Below are 4,158 nucleotides of genomic sequence, written 5' to 3'. Positions count from 1 at the left end.
GGGTGCGGCCGGGCGGGCGAGGATCTGCACGCAGGCGTACTCGCGGGGTGTGAGCTGCGCGCCGGCGGCCATCAGCGGGCGCAGCGGGTCGGTGTCGTGGTCGGTGGCCAGCGGCAGCCACTCCGCGTACACGGGCAGCAGGTGCCCACCCGCCGCGGGATGGGCGTCCAGGGGGATCGGCGGTGCCGGGTTGTCGTCGGTGGTGGTGGCCGAGCTGGGCCACGCCGCCCGCACCGCGGCCTCGACCGCCCCCGCAGGGACGGTGCCGGGAACCCAGATCGAGATAAGTAGTTGCCGGCCGCACCACGTGTACTGCCACACAACGTGTGGGGCGCCGTGGAGCAGGCGCCGCCGCCGTGACGGGGTCAGCACGCCGGCCAGGTTCGCCCACAACGCTGGCGCGCTGTTCGGGTCGACCTCTGGCGGCGGTGCGATCGTCACGAGGCGCGCGCCGCGGGCGTGGTGGCGGTGCCGCCCGATCTCGACCAGGTTGCGGGCCGCGATCCACACGATCAGCCCGCCGGCGGCGACAGCCGCCAGCCACGGCCGCTGTGTGGCCCACACGGCGGCGTCGAGCAGCACGGCTGCCGCTCCGGTAGGGGGCGGGATGGGACCGGCGCCTGGCCCGATGGTGGGGCTGGGCGCCGGTGACACGAGCGTTGAGCTGAGGGCCTCGGTCGGCGGTGTCACAGATCACCCTCCTCGTCGAGGTCGGCCAGTTCGACCGGATCAGTGGTGCACAGGGCGTGCTCCGTGTCGGAGGAGATCGACTCGAAGCTGGTCCTGCTCGCTCCGGAGATCAGCAGCCCTTGGCCGCGGCGGGTCGAGAGCAGCAGCCGCCGTTCACCGTCGGTGAGCCCGAACGCCTCGCCGACGGCGTCGATGGCCTGCGGCGCCTGCCGCAGCAGCACCTGGGTGGAGGCGTTGGACACCACCGCCTTGCCGAGGTCGGTGCCCAGCACGTCGGCGGCGTCCTGGGTGATGACGGTCAGCCCGGCGTTGCGCTTGCGTGCCGCCTTCGACATGCGGAACAGGAAGCGGGCGCCTTCGCCGTCGCGCATCAGCAGCCACGCCTCGTCGACCACCACGAGCCGCCGCCGCGACGGGCGTTGTGGGGCGTCGACGGTGCGCCAGATCGAGTCCAGCGCGAGCAGGGTGCCGACGGTGCGCAGTTCGTCGGGCAGGTGCCGCAGCGACCACACGACCAGGTGTCCGACCGGGGTCTGGGTGGTGGGTGCGTCGAACAGGTCGGCGAAGCTGCCCTGCACCCACGGTGCGAGCCGGGCGGCCAGCGTCGCGGCGGCCGGGTCGCTGTCGGCGCGTAGCGTGGTGGCCAGGTCGCGCAGCAGCGGTGCGGGCCGGTGGTGCGTGGCCGGGTCGGCGGTGATCCCGGCGGAGCGGTAGACGGCGAGGATGGCCCGGTCCAGCGCGGCGCGCTCCGCCGGTGGCGGTTGCTGGCCGAGCAGCACGCTGATGAGCGTGTGCAGGAACAGAGCGCGGCGGGTCAGCGTGTCGGGACGCCGGTCGCCGACTGGCAGGTCCAGGGGGTTGATCTTCACGCCGGGCAGGCCCAACCGGACGATGCTGCCGCCGACCGCGTAGGCGAGTCGCAGGTACTCGTCCTCGGGGTCCACCACCGCGACCTGCACACCCTGGTAGAGGTTGCGCAGGACCTCCAGCTTCACGAAGTACGACTTCCCAGCCCCGGAGCGGGCCAGGACGATCGAGTTATGGTTCTCCTGCGTCCAGCGGTCCCACCAAACAATGCCGGCGCTGGCCGGGTTGATGCCGTAGAGGACACCGCCGGTGGCCGGCGTGTCGCCGGGCAGCGGTGCGGGCAGGTCCGGGCTCGACAAGGGAAAGGCGGCGGCGAGGGCCTGGGTGTCCATGGTGCGCAGCATCCGCAGCCCGTCCGTCGCGAGGGGGAGGGTGGTGGTCCAGCCGGGTAGCTGCCGCCAGGTCGCGGGCTGCACCTCCAGAAGGGTGGATGCGGCGGCGGCCCGGACCTGCGCGCACGCCTGCAGGAGTTCGTCTTCGGTGCGGGCGTGCACGGTCAAATAGAGGCCGACGCGGAACAGCTTCGCCGCGCCGCGGGCCAGTCGCTCGGCCAGGTCACCGGCGTCGTGTGCGGCGGCGTCGACGTAGGGGTCGGCGAGCTTGCCGTGCTCGGAGTCGGCCCGCCGGGAGGATTCCAGCCGTGCTCGTTGTTTGCGGAGCCGGTTGGCGGCGATCGGGGCCGGCAGCGGCTCGACGTGCAAGGCGAGGTCGAGCCGGCCCGGCCAGGACAGCAGCGGCTCCAGCCACGCCGGGCCGACCTCGGCCGGGTATCCGGTCACGACGAGGGTGGCGGCGAAGCCGTCGCCTACGCGCAGCCATCGCGGTGTGACCTCGACGGTGGCCGGCGCGACCGCTGGCGCCAGCGAGCCTGGCTGTGGCTGCGCCTTGTCGTCGCCGGACCGTCTCTTCCTGATCATCGTTGGCTCCTTGTCCTGTGGGTGGAGGCAGCGGCGGTGATGACGGCGTCGGGTGCGGCCAGGCGCCCCGGCTGCGGCGGCCGGTACGGGTCGGCGGCGCTGGCCAGGGCGGCGGTGACCGCCGAGGCGTCGAGCACCCGCGTGCTGACGCCGAGGCCGGCCAGCGCCCGCACCGTGTCGTCGGCTCGCCGCCGCGCGGCATGCGCGCGCTCGCCGGCGGCCGTGCGGGTGACGACCAGGACCTGCCGGCGCAGCGGGTCCCGGCGGGCGGCGAGGTCGCCGAGGAACTCGGCGTGGTCGGTGCACGCCGCGCGCAGCCGCGGATGCGGCTGGGCGTCCACGGCGGCGGCGAGGGCACGGCTGTGAGAGGTCAGGTCAACAGGTTGCGCGGACACGACGATCTGCGTCGGCGTCGACAGGCTGTTGAGCCACCGACCCCATCCCTCGATCAGGGCCGCCTGCTCGGCGGGTGTGCGCAGCGCGAGGTTCACCGTCGTGGTGCCGACGATCGCCGCCCGCGCGTCACCGAGCCTGATTTCCCCGTCGTCGTCGATGGCGTCGGCGGGCAGCCGCAACGGCGCCGGCAGCGGCACCCGGCCGCTCGTGGGCGTGTCGACCCAATCCGGCGACCCGGTATCCGCGGCGACGCTGGCGTTCGACAGTGACCGGGGAGTGCGGGTGTGGCGGATCGCGTGCAGCAGCCACACATCCATCGACAGGCCGTCGCGGCGGCCCAGCGCCAGGCCAATGACCAGCCCGCCGAGCACCACAACAGCACCGATGAACACCGGCACCGGCACAACGCCATGCAGTGTGCGCCACGCGGCGTAGACCAGCAGCGCACCGGCGGCGACGATCGCCAGCTGGTGAAACGTCAGCCCGTAGGCGACTTTGTCGGGGGCGTCGACGTCGGAGGGCATCCGTGCCCTCATTGGCGCTTCCGGATCAGGTCGGTTCATTTGATGGTCCTCCGAAGGGTGTTCAGGCCGGGGACGGTGCGGGCGAGCTGCTGCACCACGACGACGCGGACCACCGCGCCGAGCATCGTGCTCGTGCCGCGTCCGGTCTGGCCCGCCCAGCGGGCCAACAGTGTGGGGATCTTGACGGTGGTCCACAGCAGCACCACCACGACCAGGAGGTTCAGCGTGCCGCCCGGGTCGACGGGCAGCCCGAACACGGGCAGCATGGTCGCCGGGTCGAGCAGTGTCTGCTGCCCCGCGGTGAGGAAGAACGCCTGCGCCACGGGGATCGCCAGGCATCCGGCATAAGCGCGCCACCACAGCCGGGCGAGGCTGTCGGTCTGCGGCAGCGCGTGGCAGGCCAGCGCCAGCGGCGCGATGCTCGTCATCACCAACAGCGCCACGAACCGGCCGATCAGCTGAAACGCCGCCGTCACGACCAGGACGGTGATGAGCAGGATCAGGATGAGGAACAGCAGCGGGACGGTGCGGTCCTGTGCCGCCGCGAGGTGGGTGCGGATCGCGGTGAACGCGCCGTCGCCGTCGTAGCCGCCCTCGCTGATCGCCGCGGTCAGGGCGTTGGCGAGATCGATGAGCTGGTCGCAGGCTAACTGGGAGAAGTGCGCGGCGGTGAACCCGACGACCAGTCTCGGTAGGAGGTCCTTGGCCGTGTACCGGGACTGTTCGTCGCCGCCGGCGACCATGCCGAGCACGCCGGCGGCGAC

The 4,158-nt window shown here is 72.9% G+C and carries 3 protein-coding genes and 1 pseudogene; all 4 read right to left on the bottom strand.

The window, feature by feature from the left end:
* Window positions 1-690: pseudogene (locus tag AB0B48_RS32090) on the bottom strand (type VI secretion protein); the annotation flags it as partial.
* On the bottom strand, window positions 687-2,474 hold the full coding sequence (locus AB0B48_RS32085) for a DUF87 domain-containing protein (protein ID WP_357208173.1): 1,788 nt from the start codon (window positions 2,472-2,474) through the stop codon (window positions 687-689). The pseudogene AB0B48_RS32090 and the gene AB0B48_RS32085, both read right to left, overlap by 4 nt.
* Window positions 2,471-3,394: a PrgI family protein gene (locus AB0B48_RS32080; protein WP_357208171.1), complete on the bottom strand. Its 924-nt coding sequence runs from the start codon at window positions 3,392-3,394 to the stop codon at window positions 2,471-2,473. Before AB0B48_RS32080 ends, AB0B48_RS32085 begins: the two co-directional genes overlap by 4 nt.
* Window positions 3,395-3,429: 35 nt before the next feature.
* On the bottom strand, window positions 3,430-4,158 hold a 729-nt coding region (locus AB0B48_RS32075), incomplete at its 5' end, for a conjugal transfer protein TrbL family protein (RefSeq protein ID WP_357208169.1).

Source organism: Micromonospora sp. NPDC049089 (assembly GCF_040648775.1).
Classification (GTDB): domain Bacteria; phylum Actinomycetota; class Actinomycetes; order Mycobacteriales; family Micromonosporaceae; genus Micromonospora.
Note: the sequence above shows the minus strand (reverse complement) of the source record. Positions and strands in the feature narration are given on the sequence as shown.